Annotated in this window: 20 protein-coding genes; 8 read left to right on the top strand and 12 right to left on the bottom strand. The window is 61.6% G+C overall.

Annotated elements, in window-relative coordinates:
- Positions 1-41 precede the first annotated feature (41 nt).
- A complete protein-coding gene (locus ACTHNE_RS04515; protein ID WP_324943883.1) occupies positions 42-917 on the top strand; it encodes a cytochrome c oxidase assembly protein in 876 nt (291 codons plus the stop codon).
- On the opposite strand, the gene ACTHNE_RS04510 is transcribed toward ACTHNE_RS04515, so the two are convergent.
- From ACTHNE_RS04510 to ACTHNE_RS04500, 3 genes are read right to left on the bottom strand one after another with little or no spacing between them, the layout of a single operon-like run.
- Complete coding sequence (locus tag ACTHNE_RS04510) at positions 911-1,669, bottom strand: metallophosphoesterase (protein WP_440268654.1); 759 nt, start codon at positions 1,667-1,669, stop codon at positions 911-913. The two genes, ACTHNE_RS04515 and ACTHNE_RS04510, sit on opposite strands and share 7 nt — an antisense overlap.
- Before the next feature lie 10 nt (positions 1,670-1,679).
- A complete protein-coding gene (locus ACTHNE_RS04505) occupies positions 1,680-2,123 on the bottom strand; it encodes a copper chaperone PCu(A)C (RefSeq protein WP_324943889.1) in 444 nt (147 codons plus the stop codon).
- Complete coding sequence (locus ACTHNE_RS04500; protein WP_324943894.1) at positions 2,120-2,731, bottom strand: SCO family protein; 612 nt, start codon at positions 2,729-2,731, stop codon at positions 2,120-2,122. Before ACTHNE_RS04500 ends, ACTHNE_RS04505 begins: the two co-directional genes overlap by 4 nt.
- A gap of 83 nt (positions 2,732-2,814) precedes the next feature.
- Between ACTHNE_RS04500 and ACTHNE_RS04495 the strand changes: the two genes are divergently transcribed.
- The 3 genes from ACTHNE_RS04495 (at position 2,815) to ACTHNE_RS04485 (ending at position 6,230) form a co-directional block, all read left to right on the top strand.
- Positions 2,815-3,198, top strand: a complete 384-nt coding sequence (locus ACTHNE_RS04495) for a DUF423 domain-containing protein (RefSeq protein ID WP_324943897.1) — start codon at positions 2,815-2,817, stop codon at positions 3,196-3,198.
- 191 nt (positions 3,199-3,389) lie between these two features.
- The gene (purT, locus tag ACTHNE_RS04490) at positions 3,390-4,571 is read left to right on the top strand and encodes a formate-dependent phosphoribosylglycinamide formyltransferase (RefSeq protein WP_440268653.1); all 1,182 of its coding nucleotides are present in this window, start codon (positions 3,390-3,392) and stop codon (positions 4,569-4,571) included.
- A gap of 123 nt (positions 4,572-4,694) precedes the next feature.
- The gene (locus ACTHNE_RS04485) at positions 4,695-6,230 is read left to right on the top strand and encodes an FMN-binding glutamate synthase family protein (protein ID WP_324943903.1); all 1,536 of its coding nucleotides are present in this window, start codon (positions 4,695-4,697) and stop codon (positions 6,228-6,230) included.
- Between the two features lie 319 nt (positions 6,231-6,549).
- Here the strand turns inward: ACTHNE_RS04485 and ACTHNE_RS04480 are convergent, their stop codons facing one another.
- The 4 genes from ACTHNE_RS04480 to ACTHNE_RS04465 are packed head-to-tail and all read right to left on the bottom strand — an operon-like array spanning position 6,550 to position 9,204.
- Positions 6,550-7,260, bottom strand: a complete 711-nt coding sequence (locus ACTHNE_RS04480) for an arginyltransferase (protein ID WP_324943905.1) — start codon at positions 7,258-7,260, stop codon at positions 6,550-6,552.
- 48 nt (positions 7,261-7,308) lie between these two features.
- Positions 7,309-7,707: a hypothetical protein gene (locus ACTHNE_RS04475; RefSeq protein WP_324943908.1), complete on the bottom strand. Its 399-nt coding sequence runs from the start codon at positions 7,705-7,707 to the stop codon at positions 7,309-7,311.
- 9 nt (positions 7,708-7,716) lie between these two features.
- Positions 7,717-8,583, bottom strand: coding sequence for an acyl-CoA thioesterase (locus ACTHNE_RS04470; protein WP_324943911.1), 867 nt, complete (start codon positions 8,581-8,583; stop codon positions 7,717-7,719).
- Positions 8,584-8,637: 54 nt separating this feature from the next.
- Complete coding sequence (locus ACTHNE_RS04465; RefSeq protein ID WP_440268652.1) at positions 8,638-9,204, bottom strand: N-acetylmuramoyl-L-alanine amidase; 567 nt, start codon at positions 9,202-9,204, stop codon at positions 8,638-8,640.
- 167 nt (positions 9,205-9,371) lie between these two features.
- Here ACTHNE_RS04465 and ACTHNE_RS04460 point away from each other — a divergent pair, with 167 nt between their 5' ends.
- The gene (locus ACTHNE_RS04460; protein ID WP_440268651.1) at positions 9,372-9,890 is read left to right on the top strand and encodes an alpha/beta hydrolase; all 519 of its coding nucleotides are present in this window, start codon (positions 9,372-9,374) and stop codon (positions 9,888-9,890) included.
- Positions 9,887-12,076 (top strand): bifunctional 23S rRNA (guanine(2069)-N(7))-methyltransferase RlmK/23S rRNA (guanine(2445)-N(2))-methyltransferase RlmL, encoded by a 2,190-nt coding sequence (gene rlmKL / locus ACTHNE_RS04455; RefSeq protein ID WP_440268650.1) that lies wholly within the window; start codon positions 9,887-9,889, stop codon positions 12,074-12,076. The genes ACTHNE_RS04460 and rlmKL overlap by 4 nt, the downstream gene beginning before the upstream one ends.
- A gap of 68 nt (positions 12,077-12,144) precedes the next feature.
- On the opposite strand, the gene ACTHNE_RS04450 is transcribed toward rlmKL, so the two are convergent.
- From ACTHNE_RS04450 to ACTHNE_RS04430, 5 genes are all read right to left on the bottom strand, one after another.
- On the bottom strand, positions 12,145-13,416 hold the full coding sequence (locus tag ACTHNE_RS04450) for a Gfo/Idh/MocA family protein (RefSeq protein WP_324943922.1): 1,272 nt from the start codon (positions 13,414-13,416) through the stop codon (positions 12,145-12,147).
- Positions 13,334-14,704: a D-arabinono-1,4-lactone oxidase gene (locus tag ACTHNE_RS04445; RefSeq protein WP_440268649.1), complete on the bottom strand. Its 1,371-nt coding sequence runs from the start codon at positions 14,702-14,704 to the stop codon at positions 13,334-13,336. Before ACTHNE_RS04445 ends, ACTHNE_RS04450 begins: the two co-directional genes overlap by 83 nt.
- 8 nt (positions 14,705-14,712) lie before the next feature.
- Entirely contained in the window at positions 14,713-15,471 is a 759-nt protein-coding gene (locus ACTHNE_RS04440) for a hypothetical protein (RefSeq protein ID WP_440268648.1), read from the bottom strand.
- A 93-nt stretch (positions 15,472-15,564) separates the two neighbouring features.
- Complete coding sequence (locus ACTHNE_RS04435; protein WP_324943931.1) at positions 15,565-17,229, bottom strand: AMP-binding protein; 1,665 nt, start codon at positions 17,227-17,229, stop codon at positions 15,565-15,567.
- Between the two features lie 207 nt (positions 17,230-17,436).
- Positions 17,437-18,834, bottom strand: a complete 1,398-nt coding sequence (locus tag ACTHNE_RS04430) for a GntP family permease (protein WP_324943934.1) — start codon at positions 18,832-18,834, stop codon at positions 17,437-17,439.
- Positions 18,835-19,314: 480 nt separating this feature from the next.
- Between ACTHNE_RS04430 and ACTHNE_RS04425 the strand changes: the two genes are divergently transcribed.
- Together ACTHNE_RS04425 and ACTHNE_RS04420 are read left to right on the top strand one after the other, a co-directional pair.
- Complete coding sequence (locus tag ACTHNE_RS04425; protein ID WP_324943937.1) at positions 19,315-19,743, top strand: hypothetical protein; 429 nt, start codon at positions 19,315-19,317, stop codon at positions 19,741-19,743.
- Between the two features lie 180 nt (positions 19,744-19,923).
- Positions 19,924-20,208, top strand: a complete 285-nt coding sequence (locus ACTHNE_RS04420; protein ID WP_324942458.1) for a hypothetical protein — start codon at positions 19,924-19,926, stop codon at positions 20,206-20,208.
- The last annotated feature ends 120 nt before the right edge of the window (positions 20,209-20,328 follow it).

Below are 20,328 nucleotides of genomic sequence, written 5' to 3'. Positions count from 1 at the left end.
TTGCGCAGGTCTTTAATTTCACGGGGATGACGTAGCCAGCGATGACCACCATCCTGCTCAAATGGCTCGTCCCTTGGGAATTCTCCTGGATCTTCCTGCTGAGCTTCCTCGGCGCCTGCGCGCTGTACTGGCGTGGCTGCCATAAACTGCCCGTGAGCATGGGACGCAAGATCGCGTTCTGGTCCGGCATGGCGATCGTCTATCTCAGCCTGCACACCTATTTCGATTTCTACGCCGAGCATGAATTCTTCATGCACCGCATCCAGCAGTTGCTGCTGCATCACATTGCGCCGCTGATGATCGTCGCTTCGTATCCGGGGTCGGTGCTGCGCGCGGGGTTGCCGCTGCGCTGGCGCGTGCATGTGCTGCGTCCGGCGTTGCGTTCGTGGCCATGGCGGCTCGTCAGTACCGTGCTGCTCAATCCCGCCATCGCCACCATCCTTTTCGTCGCCTTCGTGCTCATCTGGCTGATTCCGTCGATGCAGACCATGGCGATGCTCGACTGGCGCATCTACCGTTTCATGAACTGGTCGATGATCGCCAGCGGTTTCGTGTACTGGTGGCTGGTGCTCGATCACCGCCCACGACCGCCGGGTCGCATGATTCCCGGCCTGCGCGTGCTGTCTCCTGGCATCACCATGGCGCCGCAAATCCTGGCCGGCGCCATCATCACCTTCTCCAAGGCCGATCTTTATCCGATCTTCGAAATCTGCGGACGCGCCTTCAACTTCAACGTATTCACCGGACAACTCATCGGCGGCATCATCATCTGGGTGCCCGCGGCGACCATCGAAACCGTCGGCGGCTTGCTGGCGATGCGCCAATGGCTGCGGCTTTCGCGCAGTGGGCGTATCCGGCGCCAGGCGCGTGCGGCGCAGGCAATCTCAAACGCAGCGCCCGGCCTCCTGGGTCAATGAACTTGCACCAGCTCGCGCGCCGTGAAGTGCGATTCCGACGGATATCCGAACGCATTGTTGATATAGGTGACGCCATCGATCATCACGCGGCGATTGACGTGGCTGTGTCCGTAGACATGCGTGCCTGAGCCGAGTGCGCGCAGCTGTTCGTCCAGCACGTTGCTGCCCAGCACGGGGTAGATCTTGCGATGCTTGTCCGGAATGCGTTCCGGCATCAGGTCGATACGTGGAAGGAAGTGCGAGAAAGTGATGATCTGGCCGGCATCCTGCAGCGAAGGCGAGGATAACGTCGGGTTGTGTTCGGTGAAGAACTGCGTGAGTGCGGCCTCGTCGTAGCCCGGCCATCGGCAGGCGCGGTAATCGGCCCAGGCGGATTTGAGATAGTCATCGGCGGCGCCGAAGGAATAGTCGTACCAGCCGAGTAAGGGCACGATCGCAAGCTCGCCGTTGCGAAAAGTGTCCCGGTGTACGCCATGTTCGTCGGCGGCCTTGGTCACGGCGTCAAGCTTTTCGAACGACGTATGCACGCGCTCGCGCGTGATCCAGAGATCATGATTGCCAGGCACGAACAGCACGGCGGAAAAGCGCATCGTCAGCGCCTTGAATGCTTCATCCAGCAAGGTCAGCCGATCGGATACGTCACCAGCCAGGATCAATACATCATCGCTGTATTCGTGTTGCGACAGTTGCTGCAGCCATTCGCGGTTTGCTGCGTAATCCAGGTGCAAATCGGAAATGGCGAAGATGCGCATCGATGCGGCTTCAGTTATCGGTATTGGCCGGGCGGATCAGGAATGGCACCGCAAGGTGACTGCCGTCGGCGAAATTCAGCGTGACCTCGATCGTGTCGCCCGGTTTCAGCGGATGGGTTGCCTGTTGCAGCATCAGGTGATAGCCCGCCGGTGCCAGCGCGACCTTGTCACGCGCCGGAATGGTAAGCCGGTCGAGCATATGCATGCCGCTGTTGCCGGCATGATCGGTCGAGCTTTCGTGCAGCATCACCGATGCATACGACGTGCTCTGCGCGGAAACCACGGTGACAGGCGACGCGCCGTGGTTTTCCAATGTGACGTAGCCGCCCGCCGGCAGGTTGACCGGCAGCAATCGAATCCATGCCTGGCTCGCCTTGACCTGATCCGACTGCGCCGCATGGACGGCGAGCGGTAGCAATGCGAGCCACGCCAGGAGCAGTGCATGGCGCTTCATGGCGCGCTCCCCGTGCTGATCAACAGATGCAGGTCATGGATCAACTTGTCCTGCGAGTCTTCCGGCGTGGCGAGCAGGCGCGCGTGGCCGTTGGCATCGAAAATATAGATGCCCGAGCTGTGGCTGACGTCGTAGCTGTCGCCCGATTTGTCCGGCTCGCGGCTGAAAGCGGCGCGGTAGCGCTTGGTAAGTGCTTCGATATCGGCCGGCGCGCCGGTCAAACCCACGACATGCGAATCGAATGCGCTGGCGTACGCGTGCAGCGCCTCGGGCGTATCGCGCGCGGGGTCTACGCTGACAAACAGAATGCGCGCACCGTCGGCGAGCTTGCCCAGGCGTTGCATCACCACGTGCAGGTGCGCGAGCGTCAGCGGGCAGACGTCGGGACAATGGGTATAGCCGAAGTAGAGCAGGGTGACCTTGCCGCGATAATCGGCGGCGGTGACGTTCTTGCCTTGATCATCGATAAGACGGAACGAAAGATCGGGCATATGCCCGGAGATATCGGTGAGCTGCCACGGCGCCGCTTCGTCGTGCCGTTGGCACGCAGCGAGCATGATTCCGGCGATGAGCAGGCAGGCCAGTCGGGCGAAACGCGAGAGCTTCATGCAAGAATTCCAGGCGGTGGAACCTGCCCAGGATACGCCACTGCGGCATTCCCTTCCTCATCTTGGCAACTGGTAGATGCGTTATGCGACAACTTGCCCAAACGCGCGATGGCCTGATCGTGGGATTGGCCGGAGCGAGCGCGGTCGTGCTGGGCGCCTTCGGCGCACATGCGCTGCGGGATGCGCTGGACGCGGCGCATCGCGAACTATGGCATACCGCCGTGCAGTATCACTTCTGGCATGCGCTGGCGCTGGCGGCTGGCGTGTTGTGCGGTGACAGCAGGGCGCGGCGTATCGCGATGTTGGCGTTCGTCTTGGGCATCGTGATGTTTTCCGGCAGTTTGTATGCACTGGCGTTGGGCGCATCGCGATGGGTCGGCATCGTCACGCCGTTTGGTGGTGTGGCGTTTATCGCCGGATGGGTCGCGCTGGGTATGGCGTTGAAGCGGCGCGCGTACCCGGGGTAGGTTGGGTTAGCGCAGCGTAACCCAACGATGTTGATCGCTTCGATAAATATTTGTTTGGTTACGCTGCGCTAACCCAACCTACGAACTACCTGGCTTACGTGCAAGGCTTATCGGGGCCACCGCCATCCGTTCCACCCGCGAGATGTTCGCCGGCGGCAGGTCGTACAATGGCGCTTTGTCCGGAGCCCTCGATGAAGCCCTTTGGCACGCCCCTTTCCGACCACGCCCTGAAAGTATTGCTGCTCGGCGCGGGCGAGCTTGGCAAGGAAGTCGCGATCGAATTGCAGCGCTACGCCGTGGAGGTGGTCGCGGTGGATCGCTATGCGCATGCGCCGGCCATGCAAGTGGCGCATCGCAGCCACGTCATCGACATGCTGGACGGCGAGGCCTTGCGCGCGGTGATCGCGCAGGAACAACCGGATCTGGTGGTGCCGGAAATCGAAGCCATCCACACACCCACCCTGGTAGAACTGGAAAAGGGCGGCCTGAAGGTGATCCCCACCGCGCGCGCCGCGTGGCTGACCATGGACCGCGAAGGCATCCGCCGCCTGGCTGCCGAGCAGTTGGGCTTGCCCACCTCGCCTTACCGCTTCTGCGACAGCGAGGCCGACTATCGCGATGCGGTGGCGGCGATCGGTTATCCGTTCGTGATCAAGCCGGTGATGAGTTCTTCCGGCAAGGGCCAGAGCATCGTGCGCGACGCGTCGGAGCTGCAGCATGCCTGGGATTACGCGCAAACGGGCGGCCGTGCCGGCAAGGGCCGGGTGATCGTCGAGGGTTTCGTTCCCTTCGATTACGAGATCACGCTGCTCACCGTGCGGCACAAGGACGGCACCAGCTTTTGCGCACCGATCGGGCATCGGCAGGAAGACGGCGATTACCGTGAATCCTGGCAGCCGCAGCCGATGAGCCCGGCGGCGCTGGCCGAGGCGCAACGCCAGGCCGAAGCGATCACAGGCGCCCTGGGTGGCTGGGGCGTGTTCGGCGTGGAATTTTTCGTGAAGGGCGATGCGGTGATCTTTTCCGAAGTCAGCCCGCGGCCGCACGATACGGGCCTGGTGACGCTGATTTCGCAGGAGCTGTCCGAATTCGCCCTGCATGCGCGCGCGATCCTCGGCCTGCCGATTCCGGTCATCCGCCAGCATGGCCCTTCGGCCTCGTGCGCAGTGCTGGTGGAAGGCGACGCCCACGCGCCGCGCTATCACGGCATTGCCGATGCCTTGGCCGAAGCGGACACGCAGTTGCGTATCTTCGGCAAGCCGGAGGTGAAAGGCCGCCGCCGCATGGCGGTCACGCTGGCGCGCGACAACGATATCGAGGCGGCGAAAGCCAAGGCGATCCGGGCGGCGAAAGCGATCCGGATCGAGTTGTAGAATCGCCGGGAAGCGAGATCGAGGTTTTCCGCTCGCTAGGGAGAGCCTAGGGCCTGTTCGCACTATTGGCGGGCTACGCCAATAGTGCGAACAGGCCCTAAGACCACAGACGGGAGAACGCACATGACACCCACAGGATTTTCGCACTGGCTGGTGGTACTGGTAGAAACCTTCGTAGTGCTGTTCCTGATGCTGGTGGTGATCGCCGTGCTGGTGGTGGCGGTGGTGTGGGTGCTCGATCGCAACCAGACCAAGAATTCGGTGTTGCGCAATTTTCCGGTCATCGGGCATTTCCGGTACTGGTTCCTGCACCTGGGCGAGTTCTTCCGCCAATACCTGTATTCCAGCGATCGCGAGGAAATGCCATTCAATCGCGCGCAACGCATGTGGGTGTATCGCGCGGCGAAAGATGCCGAGAACACCAATGCGTTCGGCTCCACGCGCGACCTGCATCTGGAAGGCGTGCCGTTCTTCGTCAATGCGCCGTTTCCGACGTTGGGAGAGACGCATGTTGAACCGCAGCCCGTGCGCATCGGGCCGTATGCGCGCGAGCCATACGACCATGCGGCGTTCTTCAATATTTCCGCGATGAGCTTCGGTGCATTGTCCGCGCCGGCGGTGCGCGCCTTGTCGATCGGCGCGGCCAAGGCCGGCATCTGGATGGATACCGGTGAAGGCGGGCTTGCGCCGTATCACCTGGAAGGCGGCTGCGACATCGTGTTCGAGATCGGCACCGCCAAATACGGCGTGCGCACGCCCGAGGGCAAGCTGGATGACCAGAAGCTGCTGGCGATCTGCGCGCACAAGCAGGTGAAGATGGTCAGCATCAAGCTCGGCCAAGGCGCCAAGCCAGGCATGGGCGGCTTGCTGCCGGCGGCGAAGGTGACGCCGGAAATCGCCGCCATCCGCGGCATTCCGGTCGGGCAGGATTCGCAAAGTCCCAACCGCCACCTGGATATCGGCAACGTGCCGCAACTGATGGATGCGGTTATCCACATCCGCGAACTCACCGGCAAGCCGACTGGCTTCAAGGCGGTGTTCGGCGGCATGGAGTGGATCGAGGAACTATGCAACGAGGTACAGCGCCGCGGCATCGAAAGCGCGCCGGATTTCATCATCGTCGACGGCTCCGAAGGCGGCACCGGCGCCGCCCCGCAGACGCTGATGGAAGGCGTCGGCCTACCGCTGCGCGAAGCCTTGCCGGCGCTGGTCAACATCTTGATCGAACGCGGCCTGCGCGAGCGCATCAAGGTGATCTGCTCCGGCAAATGCATCACCGCCTACGACGTGGCGTGGGCGCTGTCGATGGGCGCGGATTTCGTCAACTCGGCGCGCGGCTTCATGCTGGCGCTGGGCTGCATTCAATCGCTGCAGTGCAATCGCAATACCTGCCCCACCGGCATCACTACGCAAAACACGCGTCTGCAACGCGGCCTGGTGGTGACCGACAAGAGCGAACGCGTCGCGCATTACGCGCGCAACGTGATGCATGAAGTTGGCATCATTGCGCATAGCTGCGGCGTGGACGATCCGCGTGAGTTGGATCGTACGCATTGCCGTGTGATGGGGGATGACGGCGTGTCGGTGCCGTTGATCAAGTTGTTCCCGTATCCGAAAGCGATGCCGGAGAACGTGGTTGCGTTTCCTGAGGCGGGGTAGTGCCTCCTCACCGTCATTCCGGCGAAGGCCCACTGCTGTCCGAGGAATTTTCCGGAAGCCCTGCCGATGACTGGATATTCTTCCTGCGTCCTGTCTCGCCCGGCCGTCATTCCCGCGAAAGCGGGAATCCATTTTGCTCTGATGCGCCCCTGAACATGGATTCCCGTTTTCGCGGGAATGACGTCAAGGAGACACCAGGCCGCCGAAACCCAAGCATTCGAGGTACTTTCGCCGATCCGCCAAATTTTTCCCGGACAGCAGTGGGCCTTCGCCGGAATGACGCTGAGGTGATTGTGTAAATCCAGGCGGAGAAAGCAGCTCAATCCCGCCTCAATTCCACCCATCCCTCCGCCGTGCGCACCTGCAACGGCTTGAAGCGACGCTTGTAATCCATCTTCGGATGCCCTTCGATCCAGAAACCCAGGTACACCCATGGAATGCCGCGGCGCTTGGCCAGTTCGATCTGCTGCAGGATCGCGAACGTACCCAGGCTGCGTTCTTGTTCTTCAGGATCGTAGAACGTATAGACGGCTGAAATGCCAGTGATGCACACGTCGGTGACGGCCACCGCGAGCAGGCGGTTGTCCTTGTGCAGTTCCAGGAACACCGTGGGACTCCACGGTGCGGTGAGGAAGCGGCGGAAGTCGCTGGCCTCGGCTTCGTCCATGCCGCCACCGGGATGGCGTGTACGCAGGTAGCGCGAGTACAGCGCATGGCGTTCGCTGTTGTAGCCGGCCATGCACTCGCGCACGATCAGGTCGTCATTGCGCTTCAGGCAGCGGCGCTGCGCGCGGTTCGGCGTGAAGTTCGCCACGTCGATGCGGCAGGGCGTGCAGGCATGGCAGCTCGGGCAGTGCGGAAAGTACAGGTGGCCGCCGGCGCGGCGGAAGCCGTGGTCCAAGGCCGCGCCATAGAGCCGGTCCAACTGCGGCGCAGCTGGATCGATCACCAGATTCTGCGCGGTACGTCCGGGGTAGTAACCACAGGCGTGCGGCAGCGTCTGGAACAGGCGGACGTGATCGGAGCGCATGGCTGATTCTATGACCGCCAAGGCCCGGCATGGCAAGGATTTTTTTGCTTACAGAACGTGCAGGTAACGCAGCCCCAGCACCATGAACACGCCCAGGATCGCCAGCAGCACGATGCGCCGCACTCTTGCCACGGTATGTTCACGGCGGACATACGTGGAGGCGACGGGATCGCGTGAAATCCGAAGCTCCTCGGCGTGGCGCACCTCCGGCTCGATGCCCAGCTTGCGCAGCAGTTCGCGCGCCTTGGTGTAGTCGTCCGCCTTGCTTACCCACACCTGCGGCCAGCTGTCACGATTTTCGCCGCGCTGGGTGTAGCTGAAACGCTGGTAGCTCGGCCGGTTCCAGTTGGAACGGTTGGTGATGGCGGTTTCGACCCCGTTCTCGGCCATGAGGGCTGCTACGCGATCGATGTTTTCCTGACGGGGAGAGGTATAGAGCAGTCGCATTGGGGCAGTTTACTCGCCGCGCAGCCGGATCAGCCCTTCCTGTGCTGTCGAGGCCACCAGCCGGCCGTCGCGGCTGAAAATCTGGCCGCGTGCCAGCCCGCGCGCGCCCTGCGCGGTGGGGCTGTCGAACGAATACAGCAGCCATTCGTCCACCCGGAACGGCCGGTGGAACCACATGGCGTGATCGAGGCTGGCCATCTGCAGGTTGGGGGTGAGGTAGGAAATGCCGTGCGGCAGGGTGGTGGTGCCGATCAGGTGGAAATCCGAGGCATAGGCCAGCAACGCACGGTGCAGCACGGCCGAATCGCTGACCGGCGCGGTCAGGCGCAGCCAGATGTGCTGGATCGGCGGACGCTTGGCCGGATGCAACTCGTCGCGCGGCCACACCTGGCGGAATTCGAACGGCCCGTTGCTGCCCAGCCAGCGCTGCAGCTTCACCGGCAGGCGGGCGAGTTCCTCCGGAGGTACCCGATGCATCGGCTCCACGTCTTCCGGCGCCGGCACCTCGGGCATGCCGGACTGGTGTTCCAGGCCTTTTTCCGGCACCTGGAAGGAAATGGCGCCGTTGAGAATGGGCTGGCCGTGCTGGATCGCCACCACCCGCCGTGAGGAAAACGTACCGCCGTCGCGCGCGCGTTCCACGCTGTAGACGATCGGTGCGTCGATGTCGCCGGCGCGCAGGAAATACGCGTGCAGCGAATGGGCTTCGCGCGACGGGTCCACCGTCTGCTGCGCCGCCGACAGCGCCTGCCCCAGCACCTGCCCGCCGAATACGAAACGCGTGCCGATGTCGCGGCTCTGGCCGCGGAAGAGGTTGTCTTCCAACCGTTCGAGCTGCAGTAGCTCGACCAGTTCCTGCACGTGTGTTTCCGGCATCGCGGCTGACCCCTAACGCTAAAAGACGGAAATTATAGCCGGCGCTCCATCGCCTTAAGCGTGGGCGTGCACCCGCTTAAGGCCGCTGCCGGCCAACACCTCGGCCCACGGGAATTGCGGGCCGGGATCGAGTTTGCGCGCTACCTCGCGATGCGGGTCGTCGCTGGCGGGCACGCGCGCGGTGTCCAGGTCTTCATGGCCGGCGATCTCGCGCAGGTTCGGGTATTCGCTGCGCAATTGCGCGAGCAGGGCGCGCAGCGCGGCGATCTGCGCGGCGGGGTAGGGCTCGGTCATGATCTGCTGGTGCGAGTCGAACCAGTTCGGATAGCGGCCGCAATTGACCAGCTCGATGCCGATCGACGGCGGATTGTGGCCGCGCACGTGGTTGGCCACGCGGGTGCCGGGCACGTAACGATAGATCGACCCGTCGCGATCGATGTAGTAGTGGCCGCTGGCGCCGGCGCCGCTTTCGTACAGCACGCGCTCGCCGTATGCGCGCGCCATCGCCAGGTCGGGCAATTCGGTGCAATGGATCACCACCAGCGTCACCGCGCTGGCCGGTCGTTCCGGCAGCTTGGCGACATAGAGCAAGGGCTGGTCATGAATGGTCAGCATGGGCATAGCCGTAGGTTGGGGTGCAAACCCCAACATTGCCATGTCTCCCGGCATCGTGTGTTGGGTTTGCGTCCCAACCTACGGGAGGCCAGCAAAAGCTGGGATTATCCTCTCAGCCTATCAAGCGATAGCGGCTATCATGCACCTCCCGCCGAGCGCACATGGAGGCTCCCATGCCCGGACACGTCATCCTCTCCCACGGTTCGGACAGCGGTCCGGACGCCACCAAGGTGAGCGCACTGGCGAAGGTCGCCCAATCGCTGGGCTGGACCACCGAGCGTCCCGACTTTCGCGAAGACGACCGGCTCGGCCACGCCGGCTCGATCGAGCCGCGCATCGCCCGCCTGCACCAGCGCATCGCCGCGTGCGCCGCGCAGCCGGTGCTGGTGGGGTCCAGCATGGGCGCCTTCGTCTCGGGCCTGGCCTCGCTGGAAGTGCCGGTGGCGGGCCTGTTCCTGCTTGCCACGCCGGCCTTGATCCCGGGCAGCGACCTGGCGTTCGACGTGCGCCTGGACGTTCCCACCTTGCTCGTGCACGGCTGGCGCGACGATGTCTGCCCTCTGGACGAAATCTATGAATTCGCCGGGCGGCGCGAGCTACCGCTGTGGATCGTCAACGACGACCATCGTCTTGCCGAGCACGTCGACGCTATCGGCCGGCAGTTTGGCCTCTTTCTGGAACAACTGGGTTGAAGCAATTCTTCGCTACCTGCCCCAAGGGGCTGGAATACCTGCTGCGCGATGAGCTGATGGCGCTGGGCGCCGTCGACGTGCACGAAGCGCTGGCCGGCGTGCGTTTTTCCGGCGAGCTGGAAACAGCCTACCGCGCGTGCCTGTGGTCGCGCCTGGCCAGCCGCATCCTGCTGCCGATCGCCGAATTCGACGCTGCCACCGATGATGCCTTGTATGCGGGGGTGCAGAGCATCGACTGGTCGCAGCATCTGGCGCCGCACGCTACCTTGGCGGTGGACGCCAATACCGCGCAAAGCAAGCTCACGCATAGCCAATACTTGGCGCAGCGCGTGAAGGATGCAGTGGTCGACCAGTTCCGCCAGCACGGGCAGGCACGGCCCGACGTCGACACCGAAGAGCCCGACGTGCGCATCAATCTGCGCTTGCGACGCGATCGCGCTACCGTGTCGATCGATCTCGCCGGTGCGCCGTTGCATCGGCGCGGCTGGCGGCTGACCCAGGGCGAAGCGCCGCTGAAGGAAAATCTCGCCGCGGCGATGTTGCTGCGCGCGGCCTGGCCGGCGATGTATGCGCAGGGCGGCGCCTTGCTCGACCCGATGTGCGGTTCCGGCACGCTGTTGATCGAAGGTGCGTTGATGGTGGCGGATGTCGCGCCCGGTTTGCGCCGCGACTATTACGGGTTTCTAGGCTGGAAGCAGCACGACATTGCGTTGTGGCGCAGTCTGCTCGATGAAGCGAATAAGCGCGCGGAAACAGGTTTGCCGGCGCTGCGCGGGTGCTTCTTCGGTTCTGATGGCGATCCGCGCATGGTGCAGATGGCCAAGCGCAATGCGCAGGAAGCGGGCATCGCCGGCTTCTTCACGCTGGACAGGCACGATGCGCTGCATGTGCGGCCACCGGCCGGCTTCACGCATGGCCTGGTGATCACCAATCCGCCTTACGGCGAACGGTTGGGCGAACGAGAAAGCCTGCCTAAGTTCTATCGCGGCCTCGGCGAAACGCTGCGCGACCATTTCACCGGCTGGCGCGCGGCGGTGCTCGCGGGCGATGCCGAACTCGGGCGCGCCACGACGCTGCGCGCGGAAAAGAAATACACGCTCTACAACGGTGCGCTGGAAACCGTGCTGTTGGTCTTCGAGCTGCATGCACGCGATGCCACGCCGCGCGAAAAACCGCCGCTGTCGCCCGGCGCGCAGATGCTGAAGAACCGGTTGGAAAAGAACATCAAGCATCTGCGCAAACGCCTGGAGCGTGAAGGCGTGCATGCCTGGCGCGCGTATGACCAGGACCTGCCCGAATACGCCGCCGCCATCGACGTGTATACCGATACCGCCGGCGCGACGCATCTGCATATCCAGGAATACCGCGCGCCGGCCGACGTGCCGGCGGAAACCGCACGCACGCGCATGCGTGAGATCGCGCGCGTCGCCGGCGAAGTGTTCGATACGCCGCGTGCGCGCATTGCGCTCAAGACACGCGAGCGCGGCAAGGGTGGCTCCAAGTACGGCCAGTTCGATCAGCGCGGCGAATTCATCGAAGTGGAAGAGGGTGGCTTGACCTTCCTGGTCAATCTTTACGATTACCTGGATACGGGGCTATTCCTCGATCACCGGCTGGTGCGCGGCAAGGTGCGCGAATTGGCCGCCGGCAGGCGCTTCCTCAATCTGTTTGCCTATACCGCCACCGCCAGCGTGTACGCTGCGGCAGGCGGCGCGCGCGATACCACCAGCGTGGATCTTTCCGGCACGTACCTGGAATGGGCGTCGCGCAATCTTGCACTGAACGGATTCAGCGGCGAAAAGCATCGGCTGGTGCAGGCGGATGCGGCGAGTTTTTTGCAGCGCACGCAGGAACGTTATGGATTGATCTACGTCGATCCCCCGACGTTTTCCAATTCCAAGCGCGCCGAGGATTTCGACGTGCAACGCGATCACGTCAAACTGCTGCTGGCGTGTGCCGACCGCTTGACGGCCGATGGCGTCATTTTGTTTTCCAATAATTTCCGTCGTTTTTCGCTCGATCGCGCATCGCTCGAAGCGCGCTTGGCCATCGAGAACTGGGGTTCGGGCAGCATTCCATTCGATTTCTCGCGGCGCGCAAACATCCACGATTGCTGGTTGCTGCGCCCGCATAAGGCTACGGCTGCGGCCAATCCCTGGGAAAATGCCCGCATCAAGCAACGCTGAGCGTAAGTCAGGACGCAAGCGCAAATTTCGAGGTTGCAACTCGAATGTCTACACCGCCCCGGCGACAATCATGTCAGGCTGATTGGCATGGACCAATCGTCTTCGGCATAGCCGATTGCGATCGGTTGGCCATGCCGCTCAAGGCTGAGGCGTCCCGCCTGGAGCACTGCCGTAACTTGCATGGTGCTGCCAGCCAACGCCAGGGACGTGCTGGGTGTTTCGCCTGCGGCAGCGCGCATGAACGCCTCGATGCTGCGATAGCCATAGGCATCCTGTCCGACGAAATGGCCATCAACAGGGGTGAATCGCATGTACAGCGGATTGACCGATGCAAAGCCTTCTTCGTGGCTGGCGGCGAGGTAGCCGCGCCTGGCCTGGTCGACGGTGATCTCGCCGTGTGTGCCCATGTAATGGAAGCGTTGCTGTGAATGCGCGTCCGAGGGAGGGGCGATCCACGATGCGCTGTGGATGGACAGCCCGCGCGCACTGGAATCATTGAGCTCCCACGATACGCTCAGCGATATCTGATCTTCTCCGCACGCTACCGATGCGCCTTGGTTTTGGCTCGAGGCACCGGCGCTGACGCTGATAGGTCTTGCGCATCCCTCCAATACCCACGCGAGGTAGTCGACATGATGGCTGTTCAAGTAGTAGCTGATATCGGAGCGTGTACCGGCCCACTTCGAGAAAGCTCGCCGTTGCGAGGAAGGCTGGCTCATGTAGCTGGCCATGAAGCTGAAATCGCCAAGGCGGCGTGCACGGGCGCGCGCATCCGCGTAAATAGGGTCAAAGCGCTTGTGATAATCGATGCCGAGCAGCAATCCGCGCTCGCGCGAAAGACGGCACAGGGCGTAATGCTGCGCCAGCTCCTTTACCAGGGGCTTCATTGACAGTACGTGCATGCCCGCTTCCAGGCAGTTTTGGGCGATGGCGAAATGTGTATCGTCGGGCGTGGCCACCACGGCGATCCTGGGTGATGAGGCATGACTGGATGGCTTCAGCGGCGAAGACATTACGAGGAATTCGAAATCCGTGGAAAGACCACGGTACTTCCGATCAATCGTTTTACGCAGGTGGCGCTTCACCATGTCGCGGCGTTCGGCCGATGTGCATACCATCCGCACATGCTCGATGATGCCACGCCGTTTCAGATCGGCAAGCACCAATGCAATGACGCCGGGTGTATGGCTGGCGGGCAAGGCACTCTCTCCCGAATTCAACCCGGTGGTGTACTGGCCGGTGCCGAATACGGTGACCTCAGGCGTATGAATGCTTGCGCTCATGAGAATGTTCGCTGGTGGTAGAGGAATTCGTTCCCAAAACGCGGCGGGAATAGGCATTGTCGAAGAGACCATGCGGATCCATCTGGGTGCGAACGTGTTCGAACCGGTCCCAATACGGGTAGATCGTTCGCAAGCGGTCGGGCGTCACGGTGAAAGTTTTGGCCCAATGTGGACGCGCGCACGCTGCCAACATCAAGGCCTCCAGGTGCTCGAAGTAACGGCGATGCTCCAGATCCTTTCCGAAGGGCCGATAGGAAACCGCGCCGATATAGCAGCGAGGCGCTCCTTGGCAGGGACTCATCCAGACTTCGTCGCCGGCCGCAAAACGGATCTCGATGGGCACGTGCGCGGCACACGGCATCCGCCTGCAAAGCGCGATCACTTCTTCAATGACCTTGCGCGCATGCGGCAGCGGCACAGCCCATTCGGTGGTGTGCTGGCTGAATAAGCAATCCATCGTAAAAAGGTCATGATTGGGGCCGTTCGTCCTGCGCCGCAGCGGATAGCTTCTTTTTGCGAACCAGCGGTTGGCGCGCGGTATCACTGAAGGAACGAACATGCTTCCGTAAAGCATCGCTTCGTAGCAGCGCTTTGCGAAAAACGAAAGCGCGCGATGGTTCCTGGCTGGCGAGAACGCCGTACCTGGTGCGGCCGGAGCGATCCGCGTGGCGCGCCACTGGAATATCTTGTCCGTGCCTGGCAGGTAATGAAGGCGCAGGTGATCGCTTTGCAGGTCATCATCCATCCTGGCCAGCGCCGATTCGACATCGAGCAAGGCTTCGCTAACCTCCAGATCGAAATCTTCGACGACCCGCATGGAGACTTCGATAAGGCCACCGAGTTGGCCAAGATGACAGGCTATCGCCGGCAGCCTATCTGCGTGCGAATGAGCGGATATCGTCACGAGTTCGCCCAGCCCGTTGGCTATGCGCGCGCCGGCGACGTAGCTGGAAAGATTGCCTACGAGCAGGCCTGTCCCGTGAGTGGCCGTGGCGATCGCGCCGGCCACGGTTTGTCTTGAGATCGCCCCTAGCGTGGCGAGCGATTTGCCGTGCTGTTTGAGAAATCGCGATAACGTTTCGAGTGTCGTACCGCCGCTTACGCGCACGATGTTGTCCGGGCAGAGAACAGGCGGCTGTTGCATGGCGTTCATGTCGATGAGCACCGAATCGGACATGGCCATATCGTTGGGCGAATTGCGCCCTCCGATAAACCGTACTGTGTCCTCGCTGGCCACACACTGCTTCAGGATGTCGCAAAGCTCTTCTTCGTCGTGCGGAAAGTGCAGTCTTCGAGGCTTGCAGCGGTGGGTCCTGGCCCAGTTGGTGACCGTGGCGGTGCGCATGGCAGCGGTTACGCCATCTTGGCACGGGAAGAAAAGCCGTCGACGGTTTCCACCATGCCACGAGGTACGTTCAACAACTGAAGCTGGGATTCGGCGCGTACCAGTTTGGAGGCCATTTTCCGCCAGTGACGGCAGAAGCTCGGCGATGAATCATCGGGCGTTTTCCACGAAATGCTGCCCGCATCCGCCACAACGGCGCGCATCTTTCCGGGATACAGGTGTTGCAGTATGGATATCGTGGCTACTTCTTCCATGCCTCCGTAGCAATGAATCGGATCACTGTCGGCAATGGCGCAAAAACCGGCCAGGCGAAGTTTGGCGATCTGCCAGAGTGCCAGCGTATTCCATGGGCTATTGATCGCGTTGATCGGCTGCAGGCCTGAGCCGGGCGCGTGCTCCTGCGTCATCCTGGCGCCAGCGACGAGCGTGGCATCGTCAAGGAATGCATAGAGCAACTGCACGGTGTCGCGCGTACAGCGAACGTCCAGACTTTGCAGCAGCAGCGTGCGTGCGCCTAGTGTGGCGGCATGCGCCAGTACCACATTCAGTGGCGCCGAATAGCCTATCCATGGATCGATGGTGACCACGCGAAGGCGCGCGCCGATTCGCCGTTGCAATGGAAGCAGGCTTGCGCTGATCGGGTTGTCGGCTGCAACGATGGCTTTCGTCGAATATTGAAATACTTCATCGAGCCACGCGCGAACCTTTTGCTCGGCGTCGCTTGGCGGCATGTGGAATACGCGGGTGGCGGCAACGTCGATGAACATCGTGGTTTACCGTTTCGGTTCCGCAGTGGACGAGCAGGTTGGGAGGCGGCTTACGGCATTGAACGCGAAAGCAAGGAGAGGCCTTAAGGCGTTTCAAGCACCTTGCGGTTCGCGCCTGGCGGGCTTGGGCGTGCCGGACAAGGGCGGCGCGGCAGATTGCCTCTCCATAGCCTCATGCATGGGTACATAAGCGTCTGCAAGTAATCGCCACACTTGCTGGGGGGCCGTGGCATAACCCATTGCGCGGTACGTCTCACGCCGTATTTTCATGGTCGAGGTAGTGCATGGCGCTTCGTCGACGACGCGCAGGTACGGGGGTATGGCGTAATCGGCCAGGCGTTGTCGGAGCACACTTGCGGCGCGTTGATGCCAATCATGGCGGACAGGCCAGACGGCCGCCATTGGCGCACTTCCGGCTTGTCCCTGGATATCTACACTGTATACGCATGCGTGTGCAAAGACTCCGCTGGCGAGCAGGGCTTGTTCTACCTCTTGCGCGGATATGTTTTCGCCTTTCCAGCGGAAGTTCTCGCACAAGCGTCCTTCGAAATGGAAGTAGCCGTCTTCTTCCCAGCGCAGCCGATCACCCGAGCGCCACCAGCAATCGCCTGGCTGCAGCACGTTTCGCACGATACGCTGTTGGCTCAGCCTTTCGTCGGTGTAACCGAGGTAACGGCCATGTTCGACTCTGATCAGCAGCTCGCCGCATTGGCCGCGTCCGACGGCATGGCCATCTCCGGTGAGTAGGCAATAGCGGCTTTCATCCAGATGTCCGGGTGGCACGTAGCCGCAAGCGCCGGGTTTCCCGTCACCGTTGAACATGGCATTGCCGGGCATTTCGGTGGCGCCGTAATGCTCCAGCACATACCTGATACCGAATCGCGCTTTGACCGCTTGCCAGGTCGTTTGGTCCAGCCCGTTGCCGAATATGGTCCGCAGGCGGTGCCGTGGACGTTCGGCGGCACCAGCGGCATGAAGCAGGTAGCGCCATAATTCGCCGACATACACCATGCTGCTGCAGTCGTATCGCGCGATATCATCCCAGAACCGGCTGGTGGAGAAGCGCCTGCGCACAACGGCGCAAGCGCCGCATTCGACGCAGGCGGCAAACGCAACCGCCAAGCCATTGCCGTGCCACATCGGCGTCGTGATGTAGCAGCGGCTCGATGCGCTCATGCCTGTACGTACGCCCCACGCGACGCCTGCGCCGATCAGCCGGCGATGGCTGAATTGCGCGGCTTTGCTTGGCCCGGTCGTACCGCTGGTAAAGATGATCGCCGCGGGAGCAAGGCCGTCTTCCGCGAAGCCTGGTGACGGTTTGCGAGGCAAGGGTGGCTGGCGTAGGCTTGCGGAGATGGCGGCCGGGCCAGCTTCGTTCAGGAGCCGCTCGATGCCGAGGTCGTTCATCAAGGCCGCGAGTTTGTCCGGTTTCTCGCGCGCGTTCAGCAATACGGGCACGCATCCAGCTTTGAGCACCGCAAGATAGGCAACAACAAAGGCTGCGGAGTTATCTGCCCGTATGGCGATGTAAGCCGATGTGTCCGGTTTGCAGAGTTCTGCATGCGTATCGGCGAGGTGGTCCAGTTCGCCATAGCTCCAGCACTGCCGGGTTTCCGCTTCTATCAGGCAATTGGCATCTGCATGCTCACGAACTGCAAGCTCCCAACGTTGCAGCCAATGAATGATGTTGGCGCCGGCGAGCTTTTTCGCGCGTTGCTGTGCTTGTTGCTCGAGTGTCGCGTAAGTTTCGTTATCCATGAACCTGACTCCCTGGTTCGGATGTTGACGAACTTCTCTCATGGCGTCAGCGCGCCGGGCAATGCCGGGCATCCAGGCGAAACGCCAATCCTGTCGCGGAACAACGGTACTGCGTGAACGATTGGCCAAAGCTTGATGTGTGGAAGGTGAAGGTTGCGTGCAAACAGCGTGGAAAAACCCGTTGCGTAAGAGTGCTTGTGCGGCTCGTCACACCCATCCGGTTATATAAAATGTGCCGATCACCACGAACACTGCTGCGGTCTTGATCAGCGTTACCGCAAATATGTCCCGATACGATTGCCGATGGGTCAAGCCTGTTACCGCCAACAGGGTAATTACTGCACCGTTGTGAGGAAGCGTATCCATGCCGCCTGCGGCCATGGCCGCCACCCGGTGCAATACCTCCATCGGAATGCCTGCCGCTTTTGCATTGTGCACGAAGATATCGGCCATCGCCGCCAAAGCCATGCTCACGCCACCGGAGGCCGAGGCGCTAATGGCGGCCAACGATGTCACGGAGATCGCTTCGTTCACCAGCGGGTTGGGGACAAAGTGCAGTGCGTCGGCCACGACGCGAAAACCGGGCAGCGCAGCCACGATGGCTCCAAAGCCATATTCGGATGCCGAATTCATGGATGCGAGCATGGCTCCACTTACAGCCAGCTTGCTGCCATCGGCGAAACGGTGAGTTACCCGCCGCGAGGCGAAGGCGAAGGTGCATAGGATTCCCAGCAGCAAGGATCCTTCTACCGCCCAAAGCGCGGCCACCTTGGCTGTTTCCACCACCACTGGCGGCGGGTTGCCGAAGACAGCGGGTACGAATGACGGCGAGGGAGCGTAGAAGCGCGGGATCAGCCAGGTGAGAACCAGATTGCCGCCGCCAACCAATACCAGTGGCAACAGTGCGAGCAATGGATGGGCTAGCTTGCCGTCGTCGAAGGGAGCCGGTTCGTTGATGTGATCGCTGCCGTAGCCCTCGCCCATTGCCTGCGCCTTGCGCCGGCGCCAGTTCAGATAACGCATCCCTACGATCAGGATAAACGATGCGCCGGCGATGCCGAGCCGTGGCGCTGCCCACGCGGTTGTGCCGAAGAAGGTGGTGGGAATGATGTTTTGAATTTGCGGGGTGCCAGGCAGCGAATCCATGGTGAAAGTGAATGCGCCCAAGGCAATGGTGCCGGGGATCAGGCGCTTTGGAATATCTGCTTCGCGAAACAGCTCGGCGGCGAAGGGGTACACCGCAAACACCACCACGAACAGCGAAACGCCACCATACGTGAGTAGTGCGCACACCAATACGATGGAGAGCATCGCACGTTGGCGGCCAAGCAGCCCGATAGTGGAGGCGACGATAGCTTTGGAGAAACCCGAAAGCTCGATGACCTTGCCGAATATCGCGCCGAGCATGAAGACCGGAAAGTAAAGCTTGAGAAAGCCCACCATTTTTTCCATGAAAAGCCCGGTAAACATGGGTGCGACAAGCGTGGGGTCGGTGAGCAGCACGGCACCGAGTGCCGCTACCGGTGCGAATAGGATGACGCTATAGCCGCGGTATGCAGCAAGCATCAGAAAGCAAAGCGCTGCCAGTACGATCAGAAATGCCATCCCTAGTCCCTCCAATCGGTTCGATGATGGATCGTGCGTGCGGCCAATAGATCCGGCTACTGTTCCGCAAGACAGGGTGCAACTCGTAAAAACAGAAAAATGCTTTGGATCGTTTCGCATGAAACGGGAGCACCCATCGCTCCAGTCATGCCGGTGCGAAGGACGATCGCCTGCGACTTGATTGTTGGGAAAATCAGGCGCGCCGAGTAGCCGATGCTGTATGCAAATAAGCGAAGGTCACCTGCACGCCTCAACACGGAAACCGCCATCGAAAAATCGAAGCCGGCGATGGTTGCGCCGATGCCAGAAACCGCGACCCTAGCGGCGCCGCCCGGTCAGCTGTGTCGTTTCGACGGAAGGGCATCCTTGCACGATAGCCGTCAAGTCGGAAGATGGTGCGCGTGAATCAGCAATTGAACCCTTCAGTACAGATTAAGCGCACCGAGACGACCATTCACACCGTACTGACGGAGGTGTGTCATGTTGAAACGTAGTGTCGGCAAGATGGTTGCGGTCGGCCTGGCGATCGCCGTCGCGGTGACTGTGCCGGTCGGCGCATCGGCTCATCCCTGGGGCGGCCCGGGTTGGCATGGCGGTTACGGTTATCACGGTGGTTATTACCGTGGCGGTTACGGTTATCACGGCGGTTATTACCGTGGCGGTTATGGTTATCGCGGCGGTTACTGGAGTGGCGGGCGCTGGATTGCCGGTGCCGTGGTAACCGGTGCTGTGGCCGGCCTGGTCGCGGGCGCGGTTGCCGGTCCGCCGGTGTATTACGCACCGCCACCGACCGTGGTGTATACGCCGGGCACGGTGGTTTACCAGAGCGCGCCGCCGCCGGTGGTGACGACGACCACGGTGATCACCAACGATCCGTACCAGACACGCTACATCGGTCCGGCTTATTGATCAGTGGTGCGTGATGGAAAAAAAAGCCCGGCAAAGCCGGGTTTTTTTTTGCGCGTCGACTGCGGCTTGCAGCGACGCAGCGATAAGATCGATCAATTCGCAGTCACGAGCACAGGAACATAGTTTTGATTGCTGTCCTGTTCGTGACCCACGGCATATTGGCCATTTGGCGAGAGACTTATGAGTTCGGAACTTGCTCCGCTGCTCGTATTGCTTAAAATTACCGTGCCGCCTGAGGGTGTCCATTTGCAGGCTACCAAGGTCTCGCTGGACGTTTCGCAACTACCGACAGCTACGCTGGCGTTTTTTGCCAAGCTGTTCATATTTACTCGCGCACCGTTTGGCACGGGGTTGATAGTCCAGATCTCGTTGTTGGCGGGGTCCCAGAGCAAATCATCGCCTTTGCCTGAGTTGGCGTCTTTAATGGAGCGCGGCAAGCCGTACTGCGCATTTACGGTGAGCTGAACGTCTGTCCTCAGCTTCTGATACGACAAGAACAGGTTGAATCATGGGTTTGCCGGTTCAAGGATGCTTGCCAGATTGCTGAAGGGTTGTACTGTGGTGTTTTGCGCGATCGCGGTACCT

The organism is Dyella sp., assembly GCF_051954575.1.
GTDB lineage: Bacteria > Pseudomonadota > Gammaproteobacteria > Xanthomonadales > Rhodanobacteraceae > Dyella_B.
The sequence above is the reverse complement of the archived record's forward strand: the minus strand, read 5'-3'. Positions and strand labels throughout refer to the sequence as shown.

Bases quoted from the DNA above. Each gene is read 5' to 3' on its own strand.
- ACTHNE_RS04460 (WP_440268651.1), top strand. From the start codon at position 9,372: ATGCCCGGACACGTCATCCTCTCCCACGGTTCGGACAGCGGTCCGGAC.
- ACTHNE_RS04445 (WP_440268649.1), bottom strand. From the start codon at position 14,704: ATGCGCACCGCCACGGTCACCAACTGGGCCAGGACCCACCGCTGCAAG.
- ACTHNE_RS04500 (WP_324943894.1), bottom strand. From the start codon at position 2,731: ATGAAGCTCTCGCGTTTCGCCCGACTGGCCTGCCTGCTCATCGCCGGA.
- ACTHNE_RS04495 (WP_324943897.1), top strand. From the start codon at position 2,815: ATGCGACAACTTGCCCAAACGCGCGATGGCCTGATCGTGGGATTGGCC.
- ACTHNE_RS04440 (WP_440268648.1), bottom strand. From the start codon at position 15,471: ATGTTCATCGACGTTGCCGCCACCCGCGTATTCCACATGCCGCCAAGC.
- ACTHNE_RS04475 (WP_324943908.1), bottom strand. From the start codon at position 7,707: ATGCGACTGCTCTATACCTCTCCCCGTCAGGAAAACATCGATCGCGTA.
- ACTHNE_RS04450 (WP_324943922.1), bottom strand. From the start codon at position 13,416: ATGCCTATTCCCGCCGCGTTTTGGGAACGAATTCCTCTACCACCAGCG.
- ACTHNE_RS04465 (WP_440268652.1), bottom strand. From the start codon at position 9,204: ATGCCCATGCTGACCATTCATGACCAGCCCTTGCTCTATGTCGCCAAG.
- ACTHNE_RS04470 (WP_324943911.1), bottom strand. From the start codon at position 8,583: ATGCCGGAAACACACGTGCAGGAACTGGTCGAGCTACTGCAGCTCGAA.
- ACTHNE_RS04480 (WP_324943905.1), bottom strand. From the start codon at position 7,260: ATGCGCTCCGATCACGTCCGCCTGTTCCAGACGCTGCCGCACGCCTGT.
- ACTHNE_RS04515 (WP_324943883.1), top strand. From the start codon at position 42: ATGACCACCATCCTGCTCAAATGGCTCGTCCCTTGGGAATTCTCCTGG.
- ACTHNE_RS04425 (WP_324943937.1), top strand. From the start codon at position 19,315: ATGTTGAAACGTAGTGTCGGCAAGATGGTTGCGGTCGGCCTGGCGATC.
- ACTHNE_RS04430 (WP_324943934.1), bottom strand. From the start codon at position 18,834: ATGGCATTTCTGATCGTACTGGCAGCGCTTTGCTTTCTGATGCTTGCT.
- ACTHNE_RS04505 (WP_324943889.1), bottom strand. From the start codon at position 2,123: ATGAAGCGCCATGCACTGCTCCTGGCGTGGCTCGCATTGCTACCGCTC.
- ACTHNE_RS04420 (WP_324942458.1), top strand. From the start codon at position 19,924: ATGAGTTCGGAACTTGCTCCGCTGCTCGTATTGCTTAAAATTACCGTG.
- ACTHNE_RS04510 (WP_440268654.1), bottom strand. From the start codon at position 1,669: ATGCGCATCTTCGCCATTTCCGATTTGCACCTGGATTACGCAGCAAAC.
- purT (WP_440268653.1), top strand. From the start codon at position 3,390: ATGAAGCCCTTTGGCACGCCCCTTTCCGACCACGCCCTGAAAGTATTG.
- ACTHNE_RS04435 (WP_324943931.1), bottom strand. From the start codon at position 17,229: ATGGATAACGAAACTTACGCGACACTCGAGCAACAAGCACAGCAACGC.
- ACTHNE_RS04485 (WP_324943903.1), top strand. From the start codon at position 4,695: ATGACACCCACAGGATTTTCGCACTGGCTGGTGGTACTGGTAGAAACC.